The 23548-nt window shown below is 64.2% G+C and carries 21 protein-coding genes and 1 tRNA gene; 9 read left to right on the forward strand and 13 right to left on the reverse strand.

Going from position 1 to position 23548, the window contains the following annotated elements:
- Window positions 1-79 precede the first annotated feature (79 nt).
- Entirely contained in the window at window positions 80-3949 is a 3870-nt protein-coding gene (hrpA, locus tag J2X92_RS16775; protein ID WP_307577072.1) for an ATP-dependent RNA helicase HrpA, read from the forward strand.
- Window positions 3950-4020: 71 nt separating this feature from the next.
- Here the strand turns inward: hrpA and J2X92_RS16780 are convergent, their stop codons facing one another.
- From J2X92_RS16780 to lptF, 6 genes are all read right to left on the reverse strand, one after another.
- Window positions 4021-4179, reverse strand: coding sequence for a DUF3309 family protein (locus J2X92_RS16780; RefSeq protein WP_082517427.1), 159 nt, complete (start codon window positions 4177-4179; stop codon window positions 4021-4023).
- A 116-nt stretch (window positions 4180-4295) separates the two neighbouring features.
- Window positions 4296-5474 (reverse strand): pyridoxal phosphate-dependent aminotransferase, encoded by a 1179-nt coding sequence (locus J2X92_RS16785; protein WP_307577073.1) that lies wholly within the window; start codon window positions 5472-5474, stop codon window positions 4296-4298.
- Between the two features lie 28 nt (window positions 5475-5502).
- On the reverse strand, window positions 5503-6444 hold the full coding sequence (locus J2X92_RS16790; protein WP_307577074.1) for a CysB family HTH-type transcriptional regulator: 942 nt from the start codon (window positions 6442-6444) through the stop codon (window positions 5503-5505).
- 63 nt (window positions 6445-6507) lie between these two features.
- Complete coding sequence (locus tag J2X92_RS16795) at window positions 6508-6882, reverse strand: sirohydrochlorin chelatase (protein ID WP_307577075.1); 375 nt, start codon at window positions 6880-6882, stop codon at window positions 6508-6510.
- A 14-nt stretch (window positions 6883-6896) separates the two neighbouring features.
- Entirely contained in the window at window positions 6897-8006 is a 1110-nt protein-coding gene (lptG, locus tag J2X92_RS16800; RefSeq protein WP_307577076.1) for an LPS export ABC transporter permease LptG, read from the reverse strand.
- On the reverse strand, window positions 8003-9139 hold the full coding sequence (gene lptF / locus J2X92_RS16805) for an LPS export ABC transporter permease LptF (protein ID WP_307577077.1): 1137 nt from the start codon (window positions 9137-9139) through the stop codon (window positions 8003-8005). Before lptF ends, lptG begins: the two co-directional genes overlap by 4 nt.
- Before the next feature lie 21 nt (window positions 9140-9160).
- On the opposite strand from lptF, the gene J2X92_RS16810 reads away from it, so the two are divergent.
- The 4 genes from J2X92_RS16810 to J2X92_RS16825 all read left to right on the forward strand — a co-directional run bounded on the left by J2X92_RS16810 (window position 9161) and on the right by J2X92_RS16825 (window position 12880).
- Entirely contained in the window at window positions 9161-10696 is a 1536-nt protein-coding gene (locus J2X92_RS16810) for a leucyl aminopeptidase (protein WP_307577078.1), read from the forward strand.
- A complete protein-coding gene (locus J2X92_RS16815; RefSeq protein WP_307577079.1) occupies window positions 10693-11136 on the forward strand; it encodes a DNA polymerase III subunit chi in 444 nt (147 codons plus the stop codon). The genes J2X92_RS16810 and J2X92_RS16815 overlap by 4 nt, the downstream gene beginning before the upstream one ends.
- Window positions 11136-11540: a hypothetical protein gene (locus J2X92_RS16820; RefSeq protein ID WP_307577080.1), complete on the forward strand. Its 405-nt coding sequence runs from the start codon at window positions 11136-11138 to the stop codon at window positions 11538-11540. The genes J2X92_RS16815 and J2X92_RS16820 overlap by 1 nt, the downstream gene beginning before the upstream one ends.
- Window positions 11541-11674: 134 nt before the next feature.
- Window positions 11675-12880, forward strand: coding sequence for a branched-chain amino acid ABC transporter substrate-binding protein (locus J2X92_RS16825; RefSeq protein WP_093022735.1), 1206 nt, complete (start codon window positions 11675-11677; stop codon window positions 12878-12880).
- A 70-nt stretch (window positions 12881-12950) separates the two neighbouring features.
- Here the strand turns inward: J2X92_RS16825 and J2X92_RS16830 are convergent, their stop codons facing one another.
- The 5 genes from J2X92_RS16830 to J2X92_RS16850 form a co-directional block, all read right to left on the reverse strand.
- Window positions 12951-13343, reverse strand: a complete 393-nt coding sequence (locus J2X92_RS16830; protein ID WP_307577081.1) for a response regulator — start codon at window positions 13341-13343, stop codon at window positions 12951-12953.
- Window positions 13344-13451: 108 nt separating this feature from the next.
- Window positions 13452-13808, reverse strand: a complete 357-nt coding sequence (locus tag J2X92_RS16835) for a hypothetical protein (RefSeq protein WP_307577082.1) — start codon at window positions 13806-13808, stop codon at window positions 13452-13454.
- A 184-nt stretch (window positions 13809-13992) separates the two neighbouring features.
- Window positions 13993-14083 (reverse strand) — tRNA-Ser (locus tag J2X92_RS16840).
- A gap of 24 nt (window positions 14084-14107) precedes the next feature.
- Entirely contained in the window at window positions 14108-15037 is a 930-nt protein-coding gene (locus tag J2X92_RS16845) for an SPFH domain-containing protein (RefSeq protein ID WP_307577083.1), read from the reverse strand.
- A 26-nt stretch (window positions 15038-15063) separates the two neighbouring features.
- Window positions 15064-15489, reverse strand: a complete 426-nt coding sequence (locus J2X92_RS16850; RefSeq protein ID WP_307577084.1) for an NfeD family protein — start codon at window positions 15487-15489, stop codon at window positions 15064-15066.
- A 108-nt stretch (window positions 15490-15597) separates the two neighbouring features.
- Here J2X92_RS16850 and J2X92_RS16855 point away from each other — a divergent pair, with 108 nt between their 5' ends.
- Window positions 15598-17898 carry an arginine/lysine/ornithine decarboxylase gene (locus J2X92_RS16855; RefSeq protein WP_307577085.1) on the forward strand — a complete coding sequence of 767 codons (2301 nt, stop codon included), beginning with the start codon at window positions 15598-15600 and terminating at the stop codon, window positions 17896-17898.
- 34 nt (window positions 17899-17932) lie between these two features.
- On the opposite strand, the gene J2X92_RS16860 is transcribed toward J2X92_RS16855, so the two are convergent.
- Together J2X92_RS16860 and fabI are read right to left on the reverse strand one after the other, a co-directional pair.
- Window positions 17933-18784 (reverse strand): DNA ligase, encoded by an 852-nt coding sequence (locus J2X92_RS16860; protein WP_307577086.1) that lies wholly within the window; start codon window positions 18782-18784, stop codon window positions 17933-17935.
- Between the two features lie 58 nt (window positions 18785-18842).
- Window positions 18843-19625, reverse strand: coding sequence for an enoyl-ACP reductase FabI (fabI, locus tag J2X92_RS16865; RefSeq protein ID WP_055797050.1), 783 nt, complete (start codon window positions 19623-19625; stop codon window positions 18843-18845).
- Between the two features lie 37 nt (window positions 19626-19662).
- Between fabI and J2X92_RS16870 the strand changes: the two genes are divergently transcribed.
- From J2X92_RS16870 to J2X92_RS16880, 3 genes are read left to right on the forward strand one after another with little or no spacing between them, the layout of a single operon-like run.
- A complete protein-coding gene (locus tag J2X92_RS16870; RefSeq protein ID WP_307577087.1) occupies window positions 19663-21459 on the forward strand; it encodes an extracellular solute-binding protein in 1797 nt (598 codons plus the stop codon).
- 15 nt (window positions 21460-21474) lie between these two features.
- Complete coding sequence (locus tag J2X92_RS16875) at window positions 21475-22509, forward strand: microcin C ABC transporter permease YejB (protein ID WP_307577088.1); 1035 nt, start codon at window positions 21475-21477, stop codon at window positions 22507-22509.
- Window positions 22502-23545, forward strand: a complete 1044-nt coding sequence (locus tag J2X92_RS16880) for an ABC transporter permease (protein WP_307577089.1) — start codon at window positions 22502-22504, stop codon at window positions 23543-23545. Before J2X92_RS16875 ends, J2X92_RS16880 begins: the two co-directional genes overlap by 8 nt.
- Window positions 23546-23548: the final 3 nt, after the last annotated feature.

The following is a 23548-nucleotide window of genomic DNA, read 5'->3' on the forward strand; positions in this document are numbered from 1 at the left end:
CCGCAAGGCGTGCAACCGTGGCGGCGCGCACCGATAATCGCCGGTTTGCCCGCCGCGCCTTCGCGAATCAGCTTTTCCCTTGACGACCACGACACCTTCCGCTCCCTTGCGCATCGACTTTCCCGAATCGCTTCCGGTCTCCGGCCGGCGCGACGAGATCATGGCCGCCATCGAGGCGCACCAGGTGGTGATCGTCTGCGGCGAAACCGGCTCGGGCAAGACCACGCAGCTGCCGAAGATCGCGCTGGCGCTCGGCCGCGGCAAGCTCAACGCGCCGCCGGGCAAGGGCCGGCTCATCGGCCACACGCAGCCACGCCGCATTGCCGCCAGCTCCGTGGCCAAGCGCATCGCCGAAGAACTGAAGACGCCGCTGGGCGACGTGGTCGGCTTCAAGGTGCGCTTTCAGGACAGGCTGAGTCGCGACGCCTCGGTCAAGCTCATGACGGACGGCATCCTGCTGGCTGAGACCCAGACCGATCCGCTGCTCAAGGCCTACGACACGCTGATCATCGACGAGGCGCACGAGCGCTCGCTGAACATCGACTTTCTGCTGGGCTACCTGCGCGAGATTCTTCCGCGACGGCCCGACATGAAGGTGATCGTCACGTCGGCCACCATCGACGCCGATCGATTCGCCCAGCATTTCGCCTCGGCCAACGGCCCGGCGCCGATCATCTATGTATCGGGGCGCACCTTTCCGGTCGAGCAGCGCTACCGGCCCTTCGAGGAATCGCGCGAGCATGACCTGAACGACGCCATTGCCGATGGCGTCGACGAGCTCTGGCGCGATCCGCACAACGCGGGCGACATCCTCGTCTTCCTGCCCGGCGAGCGCGAGATCCGCGAGGCGGCCGACCATCTGCGCCGGCACCTGAGCCACCAGCCGCTGCTGCGCAACGCCGAGGTGCTGCCGCTGTTCGCGCGGCTGTCGGGCCCAGAGCAGGACCGCATCTTCGACGGCCACACGGGCCGGCGCATCGTGCTGGCCACCAACGTGGCGGAAACCTCGCTCACCGTGCCGGGCATCCGCTACGTGATCGACACCGGCACTGCGCGCGTCAAGCGCTACAGCTTCCGCAGCAAGGTCGAGCAGCTGCTGGTCGAGCCGATCAGCCAGGCCGCGGCCAACCAGCGCGCCGGCCGCTGCGGCCGCGTGGCCAACGGCATCTGCATCCGTCTCTATGAGGAGAAGGACTTCGAAGGCCGCGCGCGTTTCACCGATCCGGAAATCCTGCGCTCGTCGCTGGCGGGCGTGATTTTGCGGATGAAGTCGCTGCGCCTTGGCGACGTGGCGCGGTTCCCGTTTCTTGAGGCGCCTTCGCCGCGTGCCATTGCCGACGGCTATCAGCTGCTCAACGAGCTCGGCGCGGTCGATGACGCGAACGAGCTCACCGCCACGGGCGCCGAACTCGCCAAGCTGCCGCTCGACCCGCGCGTGGGGCGGATGATTCTTGAAGCCCGCACGCGCGGCGCGCTCGAAGAAGTACTCGTCATTGCGTCGGCCCTCAGCGTACAAGACGTGCGCGACCGCCCGATGGACGCGCAGCAGCAGGCCGACCAGGCGCATTCGAAATTCGACGACGAGAAGAGCGAGTTCAGCGGCTACCTGCGGCTGTGGAAATGGATCGCCGATGCGCGCGGCGGCCACGGAGACACTCACAAGCTCAGCAACCGGCAGTACGAGCAGCTGCTGCGCCAGAACTTCATCAACATCCGCCGCGTGCGTGAATGGCGCGACATCCACTCGCAGCTGCTCACCGTGGTGACCGAGCACAAGTGGCGCATCAACGCGGAGCCTGCCGGCTATGAACCGCTGCATCTTTCGATGCTCGCGGGCCTGCTCGGCAACGTCGGCTGGAAGCTCGAGGATGACGAGGCGTACCTCGGCGCGCGCGGCATCAAGTTCTACAAGCATCCGGGCGCTCACCTGAAGAAGAAGCCGGGGCGCTGGATCGTCGCGGCCGAGCTGGTAGAGACCACACGTCTCTTTGGCCGAGGCATTGCCAACATCGAGCCCCAGTGGCTCGAACAGGTGGCGGGCCATTTGCTGAAGAAGCAACTGCTCGATCCGCACTGGGAGAAGAAGGGCGCGCAGGTGTCGGCACTGGAGCGCGCAACGCTCTATGGGCTCGTGGTCTATAGCGGCCGCCGCGTGGATTTCACCAAGGTCGATCCCGTAGCTGCGCGCGAGATCTTCATCCGCGAAGCACTGGTCGGCGGGCAATGGGAGAGCAAATTCCCATTTCTCGTGGCCAACCGCAAGCTGGTGCGCGAGGTCGAAGGGCTGGAGCACAAGTCGCGCCGGCAAGACGTGCTGGTCGACGACGAGCTGATCTTCGCCTTCTACGACGCCCAGCTGCCTGCCGACGTGGCGAGCGGCATCACCTTCGAGAACTGGTACCGCCACGCCTCGAAGGAGCAGCCGCGCCTGCTCTTCCTGACACGCGAAGAACTGATGCGCCACCAGGCGGCCGGCATCACCACACAGTCGTTTCCGTCCACACTGAAGCTCGGTGGAGTCGACTGCGCGGCCACCTACCTGCACGAACCCGGCGATGCGAAGGACGGCCTCACGGTCAGCGTGCCGCTGTTCGTGCTCAACCAGGTGAGTGAAGAGCGCTGCGAATGGCTGGTGACGGGCATGCTCAAGGACAAGATCCAGGCGCTGCTCAAGAGCCTGCCGCAGCGTCCGCGCTCGCGGCTGGTGCCGCTGCCCGATTCGGCGGCAAAGCTCGCGGAAGAACTCTCGGCGCCCGAGGTGTTCGGCCACGGCTCGCTGACCGACGTGCTCCTGAAGCGCGTTCGAGATGCGACGAGCATCGATGTGAAGCGTGCCGACTTCAAGCTAGACATGCTGCCGCCGCACTTGTTCATGAACCTGCGCATCGTGGACGAGCACGGACGCCAGCTGGGCATGGGGCGCAACCTGGGCGCGCTCAAGGCAGAGCTGGGCGTGCAGGCGCGGGGCGCCTTTCAAGCGCTGGCGGGGCTCAACGTGAAGGCGTCGCCCGACCGAAAGCCTGCGGAAGCCGCAGAAGGACAGGCGCAAGCCAAAGGCCGTGCCGCCGCGCCGGCTCCGGCAACGCCGAGCATGCCCGCAGGCCAGCGCTACACGAGTTGGAGCTTCGGCGAGCTTCCCGAACTGATGGAAGTGCGACGAGGCGCGCAGTCGCTCATCGGATTTCCCGCGCTGCGGGACGAAGGCGATGCCGTCACCATCGAGGTGTTCGACGAGCCGGCCGTGGCCGCCGCAAAGCACCGCGCCGGTCTGCGCCGCTTGTTTGCGCTGCAGCTGAAGGACGCGCTCAAGTACCTCGAGAAGAACATCCCCGATCTGCAGAAGATGGCAGTGGCCTACATGCCGCTAGGCACTTCAGAGGAATTGCGCACGCAGATCGTCGACGTGGCCATCGACAGGGCCTTTCTGCAGGAGCCGCTGCCAACTGATGAATTCGCCTTCAAGCGCCGCCTGGAAGAAGGCCGCGGTCGGCTCACCTTGATTGCCAACGAGGTGGCGCGGCTGGCATCGGTCATCCTCATCGAGTACGCCGCCGCGGCGCGCAAGATCAAGGACACCAAGATCCAGCCGGAGGCCGTGCAAGACGCCGCGCAGCAATTGCAGCGCCTGGTCGGCAAGCGCTTCATCGCGGATACGCCATGGACGCAGCTGCAGCATTTCGCGCGCTATCTCAAGGCCATCGTGCTGCGGCTCGACAAGCTGCGCGCCGATCCCGCCCGCGATGCCGCCAAGCTGGCAGAGCTTCGGCCGCAGGAGCAGCGCTATTGGCGGCTGGTGGCCGAGCGCAAGGGCGCGGTGGACGATCGCATGCTCGAATTCCGCTGGCTGCTCGAAGAGCTTCGCGTGAGCTTCTTCGCGCAGGAGCTGCGCACGCCACAACCGGTCAGCATCAAGCGGCTGGACAAGGCCTGGGCACAGCTGCAGGCCTGACCCTGGCAGGCGGACGAAAAAAAGCCCGCTTGCCGCGGGCTTCTTTCAGGTGCGCGAATTGTCCGGAAGCTTCATATGCGTCCCATGAGCACCAGGATGATGACGATCAGCAGAACCAGGCCCAGGCCACCGCTGGGCCAGTAGCCCCAGCTCCGGCTGTAGCCCCAGCTCGGCAGCGCGCCTATCAACAGCAAGATCAAAACGATCAGCAGAATGAACGAGAGGGACATGCTTTTCTCCTGGACGTTTGTTGTTACGAGCCTGCATGCTCGCTGTCCAAGATCGAAAAACACGCCGGAAAGCCGCTCCTTCGGCGGTCAGGACTATCCTACCGGTGGCGTCGGCTTTATAGCCGTGCGAGGCGGTCCAGCGCGGCCAGCAGCGTCTCTTCCTTCTTGGCAAAGCAGAAGCGCACCACGCGCTGGTCGAAGCCGTTGCCATAGAAGGCCGACAGCGGAATGGCCGCCACGCCAATCTCGCGGGTCAGCCACAGGCAGAAGTCGGCCTCCGAAAGCTCGCTGACTGCGGAGATGTCGACGCACTGGAAGTAGCTGCCTTCGCTGCGAAGCAGCTTGAAGCGGGTTTTCTCGGCCAGGCCAGCGGCGAACAGGTCGCGCTTGCGCTGGTAGAAGGCCGGCAGTTCCAGGTAAGGCGCTGGGTCGGCCATGTACTGCGCGAGTGCATGCTGCATCGGCGTGTTGACGGTGAACACGTTGAACTGGTGGACCTTGCGGAACTCGGCCATCAGCGGTGCCGGCGCCGCCACGAAGCCGACCTTCCAGCCGGTGACGTGGTAGGTCTTGCCAAAGCTGCTCACAATGAAGCTGCGCGCGGCCAGGCCCGGGAAGCGCGCCACGCTTTCATGCTGGGCGCCGTCGTAGACCATGTGCTCGTAGACCTCGTCGGCAATCACGAACACGTCGGTGGGGGCGAGCAGCTCTTCGAGCTTGCGCATTTCGGCCGCGGTCCACACCGTCGCGCTCGGGTTGTGCGGCGTGTTGACGATGATGGCGCGCGTACGCGGCGAGAGGGCCGCAGCAATCTTGTCGAAGTCCGGCCGGAAGGTGCCAGGCACGAGCGGCACGCGCACCACGCTGCCACCGGCCAGTTCGATGTTGGGCACGTAGCTGTCGTAGCAGGGCTCGAGAACGATCACTTCGTCGCCCGCGCGCACCACCGCGAGGATGGCCGTGATGATCGCCTGTGTGGCGCCGGCGGTTACCGTGATCTCGTCGGCGGCGCTGTAGCTGTGGCCGTAGAGTGCCGCAATCTTGCCCGCAATGGCCTGGCGCAGTGCCGGGATGCCGGGCATCGGCGGGTACTGGTTATGGCCCGCCGCCATGGCGGAGGTCACGTCCTCGAGCAGCTTCGGGTCGCAGTTGAAATCTGGAAAGCCCTGGCCGAGGTTCACCGCATTTTTCTCTGCCGCCAGCGCGGACATCACGGTGAAGATGGTAGTGCCGACCGCGGGCAGCTTGGTGCCGATGGCCGGTGTGCGGGGAGAGGAAGAGGTAGCAGTGCTCATGGTCGTGGTCGGAAGCCGGTGCTGGATCTCAGAGTTCGTAGTCTTGCTGATGGCCGCTCAGGGCCTTGGCGATCAGGTTGCGGTCGAGCCGGTCGGACAGCAGCTCGGCGAACTTGAACACGAAGTTTCGCAGGTAGGCGCTGCGCTTGAACGCCACGCGCGCGATGTTCTGTCCGAACACATGTCCCATGGGTCGCACCACGAGGTCGGCGTTCGATTCGTCGCGCACCGCCATCTCTGCCACGATACCCACGCCCAATCCTAGGCGCACGTAGGTCTTGATCACGTCGGAGTCGATCGCTTCGAGTGCGATACGCGGCGTGAGCTTCTTCTGCGCAAACGCATGGTCGATGCGCGTGCGGCCGGTGAACGACGGGTGGTAGGTGATGATGGGTTCGTGCGCCAGGTCCTCGAGCGAGATGCGGTCCTTGGCAGCCAGCGGGTGGTCCTTGGGGAGCACCAGCACGTGCTGCCATTCGTAGCAGGGCAGCGTCACAAGCTCGGTGTAGTCGGCCAGCGATTCGGTCGCAATGCCCACCTCGGCGATTTCGTCGATCACCATGCGCGCCACCTGGTCGGGCGAGCCCTGGTGCAGGCTGACGTTGACCTTCGGGTAGGCCTCGCGCAGCTTAGCCACCGGTACCGGCAGCACGTAGCGCGCCTGGGTGTGCGTGGTTGCGATGGAGAGGGTGCCGCTGTCTTGCGCGCTGAACTGCTCGCCAATGCGCTTGAGATTGCCGACCTCGCGCATGATCAGTTCGATGCTGGCAATCACATGCTGGCCCGGCTCGGTGACTCGCTTGAGGCGCTTGCCATGGCGGGCGAAGATCTCGACGCCGAGTTCTTCCTCCAGCTCGATGATGGCTTTCGACACCCCCGGCTGGGAAGTGTGGAGCGCCTTGGCCGCTTCCGTGAGGTTCAGGTTGCGCCGCACGGCCTCCTGAACAAACTTGAACTGGTGCAGATTCATATCAAATTCCGTCTTATTACGGAATTCATTATGCCTTCGGAGTCTATGGAAATAGCCGCGAATTCAAGATTTGCTTGCAATTCTGGCGAGTAATTCAACCAGTTCAGGTTCTTCGCCAACGATGCTGGCGAGCTGGAACTCGACTTGCGGCCAGGTGCCTTTGAGCGCATCGAGTTGTAGCGGCAGATCTTCGCGTGCGTGCTTTCCCATTCCGAGGAACAGCGGAACGACGCGAAGCGAACGGGCACCGCTCGCAATCAGAGCCGCGGCGGCGGTGCGCAAGTCAGGCGTGGCGAGTTCCATGTAGGCGCACACCACGCGGGCTTGCGGATCGAGCGCCGTGACGCGGGCAGCCACGGCCTCGATTGGCGCGCGCCAGCGCTCGTCGCGCGAACCGTGGGCCAAGAGGATGATGCCCCTTGCGTTGCCAACCGCCATCTTTTACTTCTCTTTTATCTTCGAAGAACCAGCCAACTGAACGCGGCAAGCGACATGACTGAATAAATGAGGCCCGGCGCCGCGGCTGTGAGCCACGGCGACCAGTTGCTTAGGTTGCCGAGGTAGCCGAACACGTTGTTGAGCAAGAAGAAGCTGATGCCGATCATCACCCCGCCGAACACGTACGTGGTGATGCCGGCTTGGCGGAAGTGCAGGTACGCGAAGGGCAGGGCGAGCACCACCATCACGAGGCAGGAGAGCGGATAGAAGACCTTGCGCCAAAACTGGATCTCGTAGCGCTGCGCCGTCTGTCCGTTGGCTTCGAGATGGCTGATGTAGTCGAACAGGTCGATGGTTCCCATGCGGTCCGGCCGCAAAAGGGCCACCGACACCATCTCGGCCGTCAGCGTGGTTGGCCAGTCGAGTTGCGGCAGCTTGGTGGTGACGATGCGAGCCTTGTCGGCGGCCGTGCGCGTGTCGTAGTCCTGCAGTTCGACGTCCGACAGGGTCCAGTGGTCGTCGTAGATGCGCGCCGTAGACGCGACGAGCTGCTTGCGCACATAGCCGTTGGCGTCGAACTCGAAGATGCGTGCATTCTTCAGCGAGCCATCGCGTGCAATGGACAGCACGTTGACGGCATAGGAGACGTTCTCGCGCTTTTCCTTGAGCCAGGCTCCGGTATTGCCCACCAGCGAGTACGAGCCCTGGTAGCGCGACTTGAGCAGTTGGCCGGTGCGCTCCGAGGCCGGCGCGATGTAGTCGCCGATGGCAAAGGTCAGCACGACGAAACCCACGCCGAGGAGCAGCAGGGTGCGCAGGGCGCGCCAAGGCCCGAGGCCGCTGGTGCGAAGAATGGTGTATTCGGAGCTCTGCGCGAGGCGTGCCATCACGAAGATGCAGCCGATCAGCACGGTGATGGGAAGCAGCTCGTACAGGTGGCTCGGGATCAGCAAGGCAACATAAATCAGTGCCTGCGCGGGCCCGTAGGCCAAGCTCTCGGGTTTGCCGATGGACTGCAGTTCGTCGACGAAGTCGAAGAAGAAGAACAGGCTCAGGAAGCCGAGCGTCACGAAAGCCACGGCTTTCAGTGCCTCGACATAGATCAGGCGTCGGATTGTTTTCACGAGGTCGGGTCGATCTTTGCGGGCTGTGAGGGCAGGCCGCCGGCCATGACGCGCTCGGTCTTGCGCCGCCGGCCCCAGTTGTTGTTGCGCAGGATCAGCCAGGCGACGCCGATCAGGAGAACGCCGCCGTGCAGCACCAGCATGAAGGAGCCCATGCCGTAGCGGCCGGAGCTGATCCAGCTCTGGCCGAGGTTCAGCATGTTGTAGTAGACGACGAAGGCGAACAGCGCAAACAGCAGGTTCCCGCTGCGTCCCACGCGCGGATTGACACTCGACACGGTCAAGGCGAGCAGCACGAAATTAATGGCCGCCAGCAGCATGCCGATGCGCCAGGCCAGTTCTCCACGGCTTGCGTCGCCGGGCTCGCGCAGGAGCTGGAGCGTGGGCTTGGCGCGTGCTGGGGTGGTGTCGCCAGCCAAAGCCGCTGTGCCGCCGGCGCGCGTGCCGTAGGTTTCGAACTCGCTGATCTTGAGGCCGGCAGTGGGCAGCAGCGGCCGTTCGAGCCGCTGGCCGTTGCTCAGCATCAGGAAGCGGTTCTCGCCGATGTTCTCGATGCGCCCGCTGCGCGCGGAGGTCGTGATCTGCAGCCCGCGCTCGATGGCCCAGATGAAGACGTTGGTTGCGGTGGCGCCATCAGGCGTGTCCTTGTCGATGAAGAAGACGCGCATGCGCCCCGACGATTCGCGGAACTCGCCCGGCGTGACGCGTTCGATGTCGCTGCGCCGTTCATACTGCGCGCGCATGCCGATGGTCTGGGAGTTGGCCCAGGGCCAGCCCAGCAGCGCCATGACCGCGATCAGCGCAAGCACCGGCCACGCAAAGCGGAACAGCGGCTTGACGAAATCGGCCAGGCCGCGCCCGCTGGAGAACCAGATCACCATTTCGCTGTCGCGATACATGCGCGACAAGGTGCCGACGATGGCGATGAACAGGCTCAGGCTCAGGATGGTCGGCATGTAGCCGAGCACCGTGTACGCCATCACAAGGAAGACTTCGGACGGGTTCACGCTGCCCTTGGAGGCAAGCCCGAGCGTGCGGATGAGCATCATGGTCATCACGATGGTGACCAGGACAACGAGGGTCGCTCCGAAGCTGCGCGACAGCTCCTTGCGTAAGGAAGAATGGAATAACATCGTTCGAGGAAAAAAAGGATTATGGACTTTCAGCTCAAGACCCTCACCCTTGCCCGCGCCGCGGCCGAAAAATCAGACGTGCTGATCGTGCTTGTCGGCAGCGCACCCCTCACTTCCAAAGACCCGTTGTCAGCGCTGATAGCCAGCGCCCGCAAGGCTGGCGACCTGCCCGACAAGGCCGGCAAGCTGCTCGCGCTCTATCATCCCGACGAGGTGGTCGCGTCGCGGGTCGTGCTCGCCGCCATCGGCGACGGCAAGCCCGCGTCGGTGCGTAGCGGCGTCATCGCCGCGGTCAACGCAGCCAAGGCCAACGCCCCCAAGCGCATGGTGATGGTCTTCGCACAAGAGGCCGATGGCGCCGCCGCGGCAAGCGCCGTGGCAGCGGCCGCCGACGCCAGCTACGTCTACACCACGACCAAGGCAACGGGCTCGAATGGGGAGAACGGGCGCACCATTCGCAACCTGACGCTCGGCGTGACGGACGCCTCGGCGGTCGGCAAGGCCTTCGACGAAGCCCGCGCCACGGTGTCCGGCATTGAGCTCGCAAAAGAGTGGGGCAACCGCCCCGGCAACTATTGCACGCCCACCTTGCTGGCCGAGGCGGCCAAGGGCCTGGCCAAGCTGCCACGCATCAAGTGCGAGGTGCTGGGCCCCAAGGAGGTGCAGAAGCTCGGCATGGGCTCGTTCGCTGCCGTGGCGCAAGGATCGGCCGAACCGCTGCGTTTCATCGTGCTGCGCTACCAGGGCGGCCCCAAGGATCAGGCGCCCGTGGTACTGGTCGGCAAGGGCATCACCTTCGACACCGGCGGCGTCTCGCTGAAGCCGGCCGCCGAGATGGACGAGATGAAGTTCGATATGTGCGGCGCGGCCAGCGTGCTGGGCACCTTCCGCGCGCTGGGAGAAATCCAGCCGGCCATCAACGTCGTGGGCCTCGTGCCCACGTGCGAGAACATGAACGACGGCCGCGCCATCAAGCCCGGCGACGTGGTCACCAGCATGAGCGGCCAGACCATCGAAGTGCTGAACACCGACGCCGAGGGGCGGCTTATCCTGTGTGACGCCCTCACGTACGCCAAGCGCTTCGAGCCGGCTGCCGTGATCGATATCGCCACGCTTACCGGTGCCTGCGTGGTGGCACTTGGCGGCGTGCGCAGCGGCCTTTTCACCGCCGACGAAACCCTGGCTACGGCGCTCCAGGCGGCCGGCGAGGAATCGCAGGACCGTTGCTGGCGCCTTCCGCTGGACGACGAATATGCCGATGGCCTGAAGAGCAACTTTGCCGATGTCGCCAACGTGGCGGGCCGCGCGGGCGGGGCCATCACGGCGGCCAAGTTCCTGCAGCGCTTTGCTGGCGATTTTCCCTGGGCGCACCTGGACATCGCAGGCACCGCTTGGAAGAGCGGGGCAGCCAAGGGCTCGACCGGACGGCCCGTGGGCCTGCTGGTCTCCTACCTGATGGAGCGCGCACGCAGTGGCTCCGCCAAGGCGGCCGCCCCGTCGAAGGCCGTTCGCAAGAGCGCCGGTTCAGCCACCCGAAAGGCCCGGTCCGCGCAGTGACCGAAATCGGATTTCATTTCAATACGCCGGACAAGGTGAACTACGCCTGCCGGCTGGTTCGCAAGGCCGTGAACGCGCGCGGGTTGCGCGTGGTCGTGGTGGGTGAGGCGCGAGTGCTCGAGGCGGTGGATGCGGCGCTTTGGCAGCTCTTGCCGTCCGACTTCATCGCCCACTGCAGGGCCGACGCGCAGCCTCACGTGGTGGCCCGCTCGCCGGTCATTCTTTCGGCGGAGGGCGCGGAGGCCGCATCGCTGCCGCACCGCGAAATGCTCGTGAACCTGGGCGCCGAGGTCCCGGCGGGTTTCGAGCGCTTCGAGCGCCTGATCGACATCGTGAGCGACGAGGCCGCAGAGCGGCAGATCGGCCGGTCGCGGTGGCGCCACTATGCCGATCGGGGCTACACGATCCAGCCGCACGACTTTGCAAGGAGCGCTTCCTGATGGCCAGCACGCTGCGTACACCGCCCCGATTCGTTCCCACCCTGACCACGGTGCTCGACCTGCCGGCCGACGCTGTGGGCACCGAGCCTGCGAGCCCTGTGGCCGCGCCGGCTGCGCCCGTCGACCCCGCCGAAGCGGTAGCGCTGCCTCCGGCTGAGCAGCGTTCGGACGCCGAGATCGTGCGCCTCGAAGAGCAGCTTTTGCACCGCGTGCTGCAGCGCGTCGACCTCTCCTTGGAGGAGCGTTTGAGCGACACCGTATCGGCTGCCGTGCAGCAGCAACTCGATGCCATGGTGCCTCGGCTGCGCGAAGAAATCGAGGCCGTATTGCGGGCTTTGGTGATCGAGGCAATGGCCGCCGAGCTCTCTGAAAACACAGGGTCTGTGCCAACTTCCGGAGCGTAAAGCTTCAGCTAAACTGCGCGCCAGGTCGGTGGGGCGGGAGGGTGCCGCTGGTCTGCGGCGCGAAACTTGCGAGGTCTGCGCGCCCGGATCACACGACCGGTTTTTAGTTATTTATCAATGTTCTGGAGGTTCTCATGCAATTGAAATGGACTGCGGTCGCACTGGCTGCTCTCACGCTTGTGGCTTGCGGCAAGAAAGAAGAAGCTGCTGCACCGGCCGCCCCGGCGCCCACGGCAGCGGCCCCCGCACCTGCAGCGCCTCCGGCAAGCACGCTGGTCGTCAAGATCGGCCACGTCGGTCCCACCAGCGGCGCCATTGCCCACCTTGGCAAGGACAACGAGCTCGGCGCCAAGATGGCCATCGAAGACCTGAACGCCAAGGGACTCAAGATCGGTGACAAGGTTGCCAAGTTCGAACTGCTCGCAGAAGACGACGCTGGCGATCCGAAGCAAGGCACGGCAGTGGCCCAGAAGCTGGTCGACAGCAAGGTCAACGGTATCGTCGGCCACCTGAACTCGGGCACCACGATTCCCGCCTCCAAGCTCTACAGCGACGCCGGCATTCCGCAGATCTCGCCTTCGGCAACCAATCCCAAGTACACGCGCCAAGGCTTCAAGACCGCGTTCCGCGTGGTGGCTGACGACACGCAACTCGGCGGCACGCTGGGCAAGTACGCGGTCGAAACGCTCAAGGGCAAGAACATTGCCGTGATCGACGACCGCACGGCTTACGGCCAGGGCGTTGCCGAAGAGTTCGAAAAGGCGGCCAAGGCTGCTGGCGGCACCATCGTCGGCCACGAGTTCACGACCGACAAGTCGACCGACTTCAACGCTATCCTGACCAAGCTCAAGTCTGCCAAGCCCGACGTGCTGTTCTTCGGCGGCATGGACGCCGTTGGCGGCCCGATGCTCAAGCAGGTCAAGCAACTCGGCCTGAACGTCAAGTTCATGGGCGGCGACGGCCTGTGCACCGGCGAACTGCCGAAGCTGGCTGGCGATGCCATCGGCGAAGAGATGGTGGTTTGCGCCGAAGCCGGCGGTGTCGATGGCGACTTCAAGCAGCCGCTGGAAGACTTCAAGGCCAAGTTCAAGACCAAGAACGGCGTGGACGTCCAGATCTATGCACCGTATGTCTACGACGCGGTCAACGTTCTGGCCGAAGCCATGGTCAAGGCCGGTTCCTCCGAACCTGAAAAGTACCTGCCGGAGATCGGCAAGCTGCAATACAAGGGCGTGACCGGCCCCATCGCCTTCGACGAAAAGGGCGACATCAAGAACGGTGCGCTGACGCTCTTCACCTACAAGGGTGGCGTGCGTACGCAGATCGCCGTGGTGCGCTGATCGGTGCGCCTAAGCGCAAAATGAAAAAGGGCCTTCGGGCCCTTTTTTCTTGGCCGGCGTAAACCGGCGTTCAGTGCAACCCGGCAAAGCCGGAAGGCCGGTCGGTGTTGCAGTAGTCGATGAAGGCGTCGAGGTCGCGAGACTTGTCGAAGACTGCGTCGGCACCCAGGGCCTCGCAACGCGCGCGGATGTCGGCTGTCACGTAGTTGCTCAGCACCACGACGCGCTGGCCGGGGCCGCGTGTCTTGCAGCCCGAGAGCACGCCCAGGCCGGAGCCTTCTTTCAGAAAAAGGTCGACGATGAGCAATTGCCAGTCATGGGGGTGGGCGGCGAGCCAGGCGAGCGCCGCCGACTCGGTTTCGGCGAAGCCCACGACTTGGCCATTGACCAGATCTTCGAGAGCTGGGACCAGGTTGTCCCTGATGGTCTTGTTGTCCTCGACGAGGAACGTGATGAGGGCCATGCCGTGGTTTCGCTTTGAGAACCAATAGCGTAGCGTGCCGAATGCGTCCGCAGCGTAGGAGAAGGGATAAGGAGCGTCCCGTTCGTCTCGGAAAGACCGTGGAGACGATCAGTCCGAAGCGCCGGAACGGATCCTTGCCTTGAGTTTCTCGGCCTCTGCTTCGCTTTCGTCGCGCTGGGCCGTGATCTCGAGACGCTTCTCGATTTCCTCGCTCAAGGCGGCGTTCACTTCGGCCAGCGTTTCGGCCGACTTGGCCAGCTTTTCTTCGAGCTGGTTGGTGTGCTCGATGGCCTGGGCCACTTCACCCACCTGAATGTCTTCGGGCAATTCCTGTTCGAGAACCGTGTTCACGACCGCCAGGTTGTCCGACGCCCGCTGCACATCGGCGGCGACCGCTTCGGTCTTCTCCAATGTCTGTTCGAGCGACGTGTCGCCGCGCGGGGCGGCTTGTGGTTGTCCGGCCATCCGGGCTCCTTCTGCAGGCGTGAAAGTAAGACTTTGGATCGTACCGCCAGTTGAGGCCGGTGGGCACCCAGGCTTGCGTTGCAAGGGCGCAACGAGGCAATAAAAAAACCCAGGATGCTGGAAGGCACCCTGGGCTCTTATTCTGACTCTCATGCCCGCGAACGGTTGCGAACAATCAATTCTCTGGCGGAGCAGGCGGGATTCGAACCCGCGGAGGGCTATTAACCCTCACACGCTTTCCAGGCGTGCGACTTAAACCGCTCATCCACCGCTCCTGAGCCTTCGATTGTAGCAGTCGCTCAGGCCGGATTTTGCGGCTTGCCGGCCTGGACCATGCGCATAGCCGAGGCAATGAGCGCGGCGGTTTCGGTCATGTTGCTGGGCACGATCAGCGTAGTCTTGGAGTCGGCCGCGACCTTGCCGTAGGCATCGACCGCGCGTTCGGCCACCTTGAGCTGCACCGCCTGTTCGCCGCCCGGCTGGCGGATGGCTGCCGCCACGCGCTCGATGGCGTCGGCCGTGGCAGTGGCCACGGCCGTGATGGCGGCCGCCTCGCCCTGGGCATTGTTGATCTGGGCCTGCTTCTCGCCCTCGGAGCGAGCGATGAAGGCTTCGCGCTCGCCGGTGGCGATGTTGATCTGCTCCTGGCGCCGGCCTTCGGAGGCGGCGATCAGCGCGCGCTTGCCGCGCTCGGCGGTGATCTGGGCCTGCATGGCCAGCAAGATTTCCTTGGGCGGGGTCAGATCCTTGATTTCGTAGCGCAGCACCTTCACGCCCCAGTTGAGCGCCGCCTCGTCGATGGCCGCCACCACTTGCGCGTTGATGACGTCGCGCTCCTCGAAGGTCTTGTCGAGTTCGAGCTTGCCGATCACGCTGCGCAGCGACGTTTGCGCCAGCTGCGTCACGGCCACGATGTAGTTCGACGAGCCGTAGCTCGCCCGCATCGGGTCAGTCACCTGGAAGTACAGGATGCCGTCGACCTGCAGCTGGGTGTTGTCCCGCGTGATGCAGATCTGGCTCGGCACGTCGAGCGGAATTTCCTTCAGGCTGTGCTTGTACGCGACCTTGTCGATGAAGGGGATCAGGAAGTTGGGACCGGGCGTCATGGTGCTGTGGTACTTGCCCAGCCGCTCGCGCACCCAAGCGTTCTGCTGCGGCACGAACTTGACCGACTGGCTGATGACGATGACCGCAATGATCAAAATGATGATGGGAACCGAAAATTCCATGATGTGTTTCTCCTCTGGGGTTCTGATTAGGTCTTCTCGACCACGAGGCGGCTGCCGATGACCTCGACCACGCGGTGCTCGCCGGTGACGGGCGCATTGCCGGCGCGCGGCACCACTGTCCACTGGGCACCTCTGTAGCGCACGGTGGCCGTGCCGTCGGGGTTCCACGCCTCGATATGAATGAGTTCGCCGATGTCCAGGTTGAGGTCGCGGTTCGACCCCGTGGGCGGCGGAGCCGGGCGCCGGCCGTGCACCACATACCAGGCAATCACGGCACCCACGCCCACCACGGCCGCCACGACCAGTTGCGCAACGGTGCCCGCTCCGACGTGCGCCGCCACCGCGGCCGCTGCGAAGCCCGTGGCCAGCAGCAACAGGTAAACCGTCCCCGAGAGCAGCTCTAGCACGATGGCCGCCCCCGCTATCAGCCACCAGATGGTGGAATTCGCCATGTCTTCTCCTCTTTGATGGACGCCCGACATTCTGAGTCAAAAGGTCACGGAATCCTTCATCCGAATTCCGTACACTTCGCGCCTCATTGCCTGTCCGGGACCCCGCTCATGAAATTTCGCTTCCCCATCGTCATCATCGACGAGGATTTCCGCTCCGAAAACACCTCGGGCCTTGGTATTCGCGCGCTTGCGCAGGCCTTCGAAAGCGAGGGCTTCGAGGTGCTGGGCGTCACGAGCTATGGGGACTTGAGCCAGTTTGCGCAGCAGCAAAGCCGTGCCAGCGCTTTCATCCTGTCGATCGACGACGAGGAGTTCACAGTCGGCCCCGACCTCGATCCGGCCGTGCTGAGCCTGCGCAGCTTCATCGGCGAGGTGCGCCGCAAGAACGCCGACGTGCCGATCTACATCTACGGCGAAACCAAGACCTCGCGCCACATTCCGAACGACATCCTGCGCGAGCTGCACGGCTTCATCCACATGTTCGAGGACACGCCCGAGTTCGTGGCGCGCCACATCATCCGCGAGGCCAAGAGCTACCTGGAGGGCGTGCAGCCGCCGTTCTTCAAGGCGCTGATCGACTACGCCGAAGACGGCTCGTACTCGTGGCACTGCCCGGGTCACTCGGGCGGCGTCGCGTTCCTGAAGAGCCCGGTGGGCCAGATGTTCCACCAGTTCTTTGGCGAGAACATGCTGCGCGCCGACGTCTGCAACGCCGTGGAAGAACTCGGCCAGCTGCTGGACCACACCGGCCCCGTGGCCGCCAGCGAGCGCAACGCCGCGCGCATTTTCAACGCCGACCATTGCTTCTTCGTGACCAACGGCACCAGCACCAGCAACAAGATGGTGTGGCACCACACCGTGGCGCCGGACGACGTGGTGGTGGTCGACCGCAACTGCCACAAGTCGATCCTGCACGCGATCATCATGACCGGCGCGATTCCGGTGTTCATGAAGCCCACGCGCAACCACTTCGGCATCATCGGCCCGATTCCGAAGAGCGAGTTCGAGCAGAGCGCCATCAAGGCCAAGATCAAGGCCAATCCGCTGCTGGCCGACGTGGACCCGAACAAGGTGAAGCCGCGCGTGATGACGCTCACACAGTCGACCTACGACGGCGTGATCTACAACACCGAGACCATCAAGGGCATGCTCGACGGCTACGTCGACACGCTGCATTTCGACGAGGCATGGCTGCCGCATGCGGCCTTCCATCCGTTCTATGGCGCCTACCACGCGATGGGCAAGCGCCGCGTGCGGCCGAAGGAATCACTGGTGTTTGCGACCCAGTCGACCCACAAGCTGCTGGCCGGCATCAGCCAGGCCAGCCACGTGCTGGTGCAGGACTCGCAGAACCGTGCGCTGGACCGCGACCTGTTCAACGAGGCCTACCTGATGCACTCGTCCACCAGCCCGCAGTACGCAATCATCGCGAGCTGCGACGTGGCCGCCGCCATGATGGAGCCGCCCGGCGGCACCGCGCTGGTAGAAGAGAGCATTCTCGAAGCGCTCGACTTCCGCCGCGCCATGCGCAAGGTGGAGGACGAGTTCGGCAAGGACGAGTGGTGGTTCAAGGTCTGGGGCCCCGAGAAGCTCGTCGACGAAGGCATTGGCCGCGCCGAAGACTGGATCATGACGGGCGAGAAGAACGGAAAGCCCAAGAACAAGAAGTCGCCGCGCAACTGGCACGGCTTCGGCGAACTGGCCGACGGCTTCAACATGCTCGACCCGATCAAGTCGACCATCGTGACGCCCGGCCTCGACCTGGAAGGCAACTTTGCCGAGACCGGCATTCCCGCGAGCGTGGTGACCAAGTTTCTCGCCGAGCATGGCGTGATCGTGGAGAAGACCGGGCTCTACAGCTTTTTCATCATGTTCACCATCGGCATCACCAAGGGCCGCTGGAACACGCTGCTCACGGCGTTGCAGCAGTTCAAGGACGACTACGCGCGCAACCAGCCGATGTGGCGCATCCTGCCCGAGTTCTGCCAGCAGCACCCCGGCTATGAGCGCCTGGGCCTGCGCGACCTGTGCCAGCACATCCACCAGCTGTATGCGCGCTATGACGTGGCGCGCCTCACCACCGAGATGTACCTGAGCGATCTCACGCCGGCCATGAAGCCGAGCGATGCCTTTGCCCACATCGCGCACCGCAAGACCGAGCGTGTGGAAATCGACGAGCTCGAAGGCCGCATCACCACCAGCCTGATCACGCCGTATCCGCCGGGTATTCCTCTCTTGATTCCGGGCGAGGTGTTCAACAAGAAGATCGTCGACTACCTCAGGTTTTCGCGCGAGTTCAATCTGCAGTGCCCAGGCTTCGAGACCGACATCCATGGGCTTGTGGCGCGCATCGACGAAACGGGCAAGAAGCGCTACTACGCCGATTGCGTCGCCGCACCGAAGAAATAAAAGACGGGGCAGCGCGCAGATAGCGCGCTGCGATTCAGGAAGGCAGGTCGAGCCGCACCCGCACGAAGCGGGCAAACCTCGGCAGACCGCCCGGGTTGGTGCCGTTGAAGCGGTAGGTCACCCAGCTTCCGATGGCGGGCGGCGTCTCCCGCTCGGCGTCGGTGAGGCCGCTGCCGAGTTTGAAGCGCTTGCCGTCGGGCGTTTCGACCAGCAATGCACCGAGCCTGCCGCCGTGCCGGCCTTTGCCCGGAACGTGCCCGACCACCCGGGCCTCGGCGTCGTCGTGCAGCTTGACCTTGAGCAGGTCGCTGTTGCGCTCGGGGCGATAGAGCGATGCGCCCCGGTGCAGCATCAGGCCTTCGCCGCCCATCTTCACGGTCTTGTCGAGCAGCGCATGCAATTCGACATGGGTGGTGGCGCGCTCCTGGGGCACGGGCACGATCCACGGCGCGTCGGTGATGGGCAGCAGCTTGCGCAGCGCGGCGAGCCGTGAGGTGAAATCGCCGCCGTGGCTCGGCATATCGAAAACCATGAACCGCATGCTGTGCCAGGCTGTGTCGTTCGGCGTCTGGCTGCGCACGGTGGAAACGGCAAGCGCAAACTGGCCTCGGCCGGCCCACAACTCGCCATCGAGCGGCTGCTTGGGCAACTTTGCCGTGAACCAGGCGGGCGCCACCACGGGCTCGCCGCCACGCGTCCAGAGCTGCTGGCCGTCCCAGTAACCGCGCACCCCATCGTATTTTTCGCTGACCCAGTAGTCCGCCAGCGGCATGCCTGGGCGGTAGACCTCGGCCAGCATCAGTGCCGGCGCGGCCTCGCGCGCGGCGGCCACCCGGGCCGCCAGTGCACCGAGCCCGGCAAGCAGGAGGGAACGTCGGGTCAGCAAGACGCCGCTGCCAATCGATGAAGACGTAATGCTTTGGGGAAGATAAGGGGGCGAGCCCTTATTCGCCCATACCAGCAACGACGTTGCTGAAGCCTCCGTCCACGTAGGTGATCTCGGCGCTGACGCCGCTGGCGAGGTCGCTCAACAGAAAGGCGGCCACGTTGCCGACTTCCTCGATCGTCACGTTCCGGCGAATCGGCGAGGCCTCGGCCACCGCGGACAGCATCTTGCCGAAACCCTTGATGCCGCTGGCTGCCAGCGTCTTGATGGGGCCGGCGCTGATGCCGTTGACACGCATGCCCTTGGGGCCGAGCGATGCCGCGGTGTAGCGCACCGAAGCCTCGAGCGAGGCCTTGGCCAGACCCATGGTGTTGTAGTTGGGCAGTGCGCGTTCGGCGCCCAGGTAGGTCAGCGTCAGCAGCGCGGCCTTGTCGTTGAGGTAGGGCAGGGCGGCCTTTGCCATGGCGGGAAAGCTGTAGGCGCTGATGTCGTGCGCAATCTTGAAGCCCTCGCGCGACAGCCCTTCGAGGAAGTCGCCGGAGATCGCTTCTCGCGGCGCGAAACCGATGCTGTGCACGAAGCCGTCGAACTTGGGCCAGGTCTGCGCCAGATCGGCAAAGAGCTTGTCGATCTGCGCGTCGTCGCCCACGTCGCAGTCAAAAATAAGCTTGGAGCCGAAGTCCGCGGCGAATTCGGTGATACGGTCCTTGAATCGCTCGCCGACGTAGCTGAAAGCAAGCTCGGCGCCTTGTTCGTGACACGCCTTGGCAATGCCGTAGGCAATGGAGCGATTGCTCAACACGCCGGTGATCAACAGTTTTTTGCCGGAAAGAAAGCCCATGAAGTTGCCTCGTGAAAATCTTGGGCAGAATTCTCGCATGCGGGCTTGGCTGCTTTTTCTCCTGATGCTCTGGGCGGCTCCCTCATGGGCCGCCCATGCCTATGCGCAGTTCGGCGATGTCAAGTATCCGCCCGGCTTCACGCATTTCAGCTATGTGAATCCGAACGCGCCCAAGGGCGGAGAGATCCGCATGGTCCCGCCGACTCGGCCGACCAACTTCGACAAGTTCAACCCGTTCACCCTGAAGGGCACGGCGCCCTACGGGCTGGGCGTGCTGGTGTTCGAAACCCTGCTCGCAGGCAATTCGGAGGAGCCGACCACAGCCTATGGCCTGCTGGCGGAGGACGTCGAGGTGCCAGCCGACAAGCTTTCCGCCACCTTCCGGCTCAATCCCAAGGCGCGCTTCAACGACGGCTCGCCGGTGCTGGCTGCCGACGTGGTGTATTCCTTCGAAACGCTCAACAGCAAGCTGGCAGCGCCCCAGTTCCGAACGATCTATGCCGAGGTGAAGGGCGTGCGCGCACTCGACGAACGCACGGTGCGCTTCGAGTTTGCAAGGCCCAATCCCGAGCTGCCTTTGGTGGTCGGCGGCATGGCGGTGTTCAGCCGCGCCTGGGGCGGCGGCAAGGCTTTCGACCAGATCATCAGCGAGGTGCCAATTGCCTCGGGCCCCTACAAGCCCGCGAGCGCGCGGCTGGGCCGCGACATCACCTATGTGCGCGACCCCCGCTATTGGGGCGCCGAGCTGCCGGCGCGCCGGGGGCAATTCAATTTCGACCGGATCTCGTTCAAAAACTACCTGGACGACACCTCCCGCTTCGAGGGGCTCAAGGCGGGTGAATTCGACTTCATGCGCGAATTCACTTCTCGCAACTGGGCGCGCCAATACAAGGGCAAGCAGTTCGAGAGCGGCGAGCTCGTCAAGCGCGCCTTCGAAACCCGAAATCCCGGCGATTTCCAGGGCTACGTATTCAACCTTCGCAAGGACAAATTCAAGGACGTGCGAGTGCGGCAGGCCATCGGGCTGGCAATGGATTTCGAATGGCTCAACCGCCAGCTGTTCTACGGGCTCTACACGCGCGTGCAGGGTTATTTCCCCAACAGCGAGTTTCACGCCGAAGGCTTGCCAAAACCCGACGAGCTGGCGCTGCTCGAACCGCTGCGCGACAAGCTGCGCCCCGAAGTCTTCGGACCGGCCGTAATCTCGCCCAGCACCGCGCCGCCAGGAAGCCTGCGCGAGAACCTGCGCCGCGCAAGGGCGCTGCTGGCCGAGGCGGGCTGGACCTACCGCGATGGCGCGCTGCGCAACGCCAAGAACGAGCCATTCACCATCGAGTTCCTGAACGACCAGCCCTCGCTCATCCGGGTTGCCACACCGTTCCAGAGCGCGCTGCAGAAGCTTGGCATCGAGATGCGCTTTCGCACCGTCGACTTCTCGCTGTCGCAGCAGCGCATGGACAATTTCGACTTCGAAATGACCAGCCTGCGCTTGTCGGGCAGTACCGCGCCGGGAGGCGAGTTGCTCGACTTCTTCGGGTCCAAGGCGGCCGAGACCCATGGCTCCTCCAACATCTGGGGCATTGCCGATCCGGCCGTCGACGCGCTGGTGCAGAAGGTGCTCAGTGCCACAACTAGGTCCGAACTGCGCACCGCGGTGCGCGCGCTCGATCGCGTGCTGTCGCACGGCTACTACTCGATCCCGCAGTACTACGGGAGCGCCTTCTTGGTCGGCTACCGGCCGCGGCCTGTCGTACTGCCCGATGTCGTTCCCCCGTACTACCAGGCCGACGCTTGGGCGATGACCACCTGGTGGGCGTCGCCCACGAACAAATAGAGAATCGCGCACGCCATGGCCAGCTACATCCTCAAACGCCTGCTTCTGATGGTGCCCACGCTGCTCGGCGTGCTGCTGCTGACCTTCGTGGTCATCCAGTTCGTGCCGGGCGGGCCTGTCGAGCAGATGGTGTCCCAGCTGCAGGGCCGCGACTCTGGTGGGGAGCGCGCTGCGAGCAGCGGGGCCGGCTATCGCGGACGGCAGGGGCTGGCGCCGGAACGCATTGCCGAGATCAAGGCGCTCTATGGTTTCGACAAGCCGGCGCACGAGCGCTTCTGGCAAATGCTCAAGTCGTTTGCGAAGCTCGACTTGGGCCAGAGCTTCTACCAGCGCAAGGCGGTGTGGGACCTGGTCAAGGAAAAGCTGCCGGTGTCGATCAGCCTGGGCCTGTGGACCTTCTTCATCAGCTACCTGATCGCGGTGCCGCTCGGCGTGGCGAAGGCGGTGCGGGCGGGTTCGCGTTTCGACTTCGTGACCACGCTCATCGTGCTGATCGGCTATGCGATACCCGGCTTCGTGCTGGGCGTGGCGCTGCTCGTGATCTTCGGCGGGCAGCTGCAGTGGTTTCCGCTGCGCGGACTGACTTCGCCCAACTGGGAAACGCTCGGATGGGGCGCGAAGATCGTCGACTATCTTTGGCACATTGCGCTGCCCGTGACCGCGATGGTGCTCGGCAGCTTTGCCGTGACGGCCATGCTCACGAAGAATTCCTTCCTGGAGGAAATTCGAAAGCAATACGTATTGACCGCGCGCGCCAAGGGGCTGGCCGAGCGGCAAGTGCTCTGGAAGCACGTCTTCCGCAATGCCCTGATCCCGATCATCACGGGATTTCCGGCGGCCTTCATCGGCGCGTTCTTCACAGGGTCGCTGCTGATCGAGACGCTGTTCTCGCTCGACGGGCTGGGCCTCTTGAGCTACGAAAGCGTGATCCGGCGCGACTATCCCGTGGTGCTGGGCACGCTGTACCTGTTCACGCTGATCGGCCTCTTGACCAAGCTCATTTCCGACCTCTGCTACGTCTGGGTCGACCCGAGGGTGAAATTTGACTGACGCGCTGCCCGTTTCATTGAGCCCGGCGCGCCGCGCCTGGCGCCGCTTTCGCCGGAATCCACTCGGGTTCTGGAGCCTCGTAGTCTTTACGGTGCTCGTCGTCCTCAGCCTTTTTGCGGAAGTGCTGTCCACGGACAAGCCGCTCGTGGTGCGTTACGAGGGGCACACCTACTTCCCCGTGCTGCGCGACTATCCCGAAAAGACCTTCGGCGGAGACTTCGAGACACCGGCCGACTACCTCGATCCGTTCATCCGCGAGCGGATCACGGGGGCGGGGAACTGGGCAATTTATGCACCGAACACCTACGGCCCGCAAACCCTCAACTACTTTGCCAAGTTGCCGAATCCGTCGGCCCCATCGCGCGACAACTTTTTTGGCACGGACGATCGCGGCCGCGATTTGCTGGCGCAACTGATCTACGGCTTTCGCGTGAGCGTGCTGTTTGCACTGGCGCTCACGGTGATCGGCGTGGTGCTGGGCATCGTGACGGGGGCAGTGCAGGGCTTTTTTGGCGGCAAGACTGACCTCGCATTCCAGCGCTTCATCGAGATCTGGAGTTCCATGCCCGAGCTCTACCTGCTGATCATCTTCAGCGCGATCTTCTCGCCCAGCGTGGCGCTGCTGCTCATCCTTTTGAGCCTGTTCGGATGGATGGGCCTGTCGGACTACGTGCGCGCCGAGTTCCTGCGCAACCGCCAGATGGACTACGTGCGCGCCGCGCGAGCGCTCGGCGTCGGCAACTTGCAGATCATGTGGCGCCACATCCTTCCCAACAGCATGGTGCCGGTCGTCACCTTCTTGCCGTTCCGAATGAGCGCGGCCATCCTGGCGTTGACGTCGCTCGACTTCCTGGGCCTCGGCGTGCCGCCGGGTACGCCGTCGCTTGGCGAGCTGCTCAGTCAGGGCAAGGCGAACATCGATGCCTGGTGGATTTCGTTGTCCACCTTCGGCGTGCTGGTCGTGACGCTGATGCTCCTGACGTTCATGGGCGACGCTCTGCGCGATGCGCTCGATCCGCGGAAGGCCGACAAGTGAGCG

It is taken from the genome of Variovorax paradoxus (assembly GCF_030811855.1).
In the GTDB taxonomy this organism is placed as follows: Bacteria; Pseudomonadota; Gammaproteobacteria; order Burkholderiales; family Burkholderiaceae_C; genus Variovorax; species Variovorax paradoxus_L.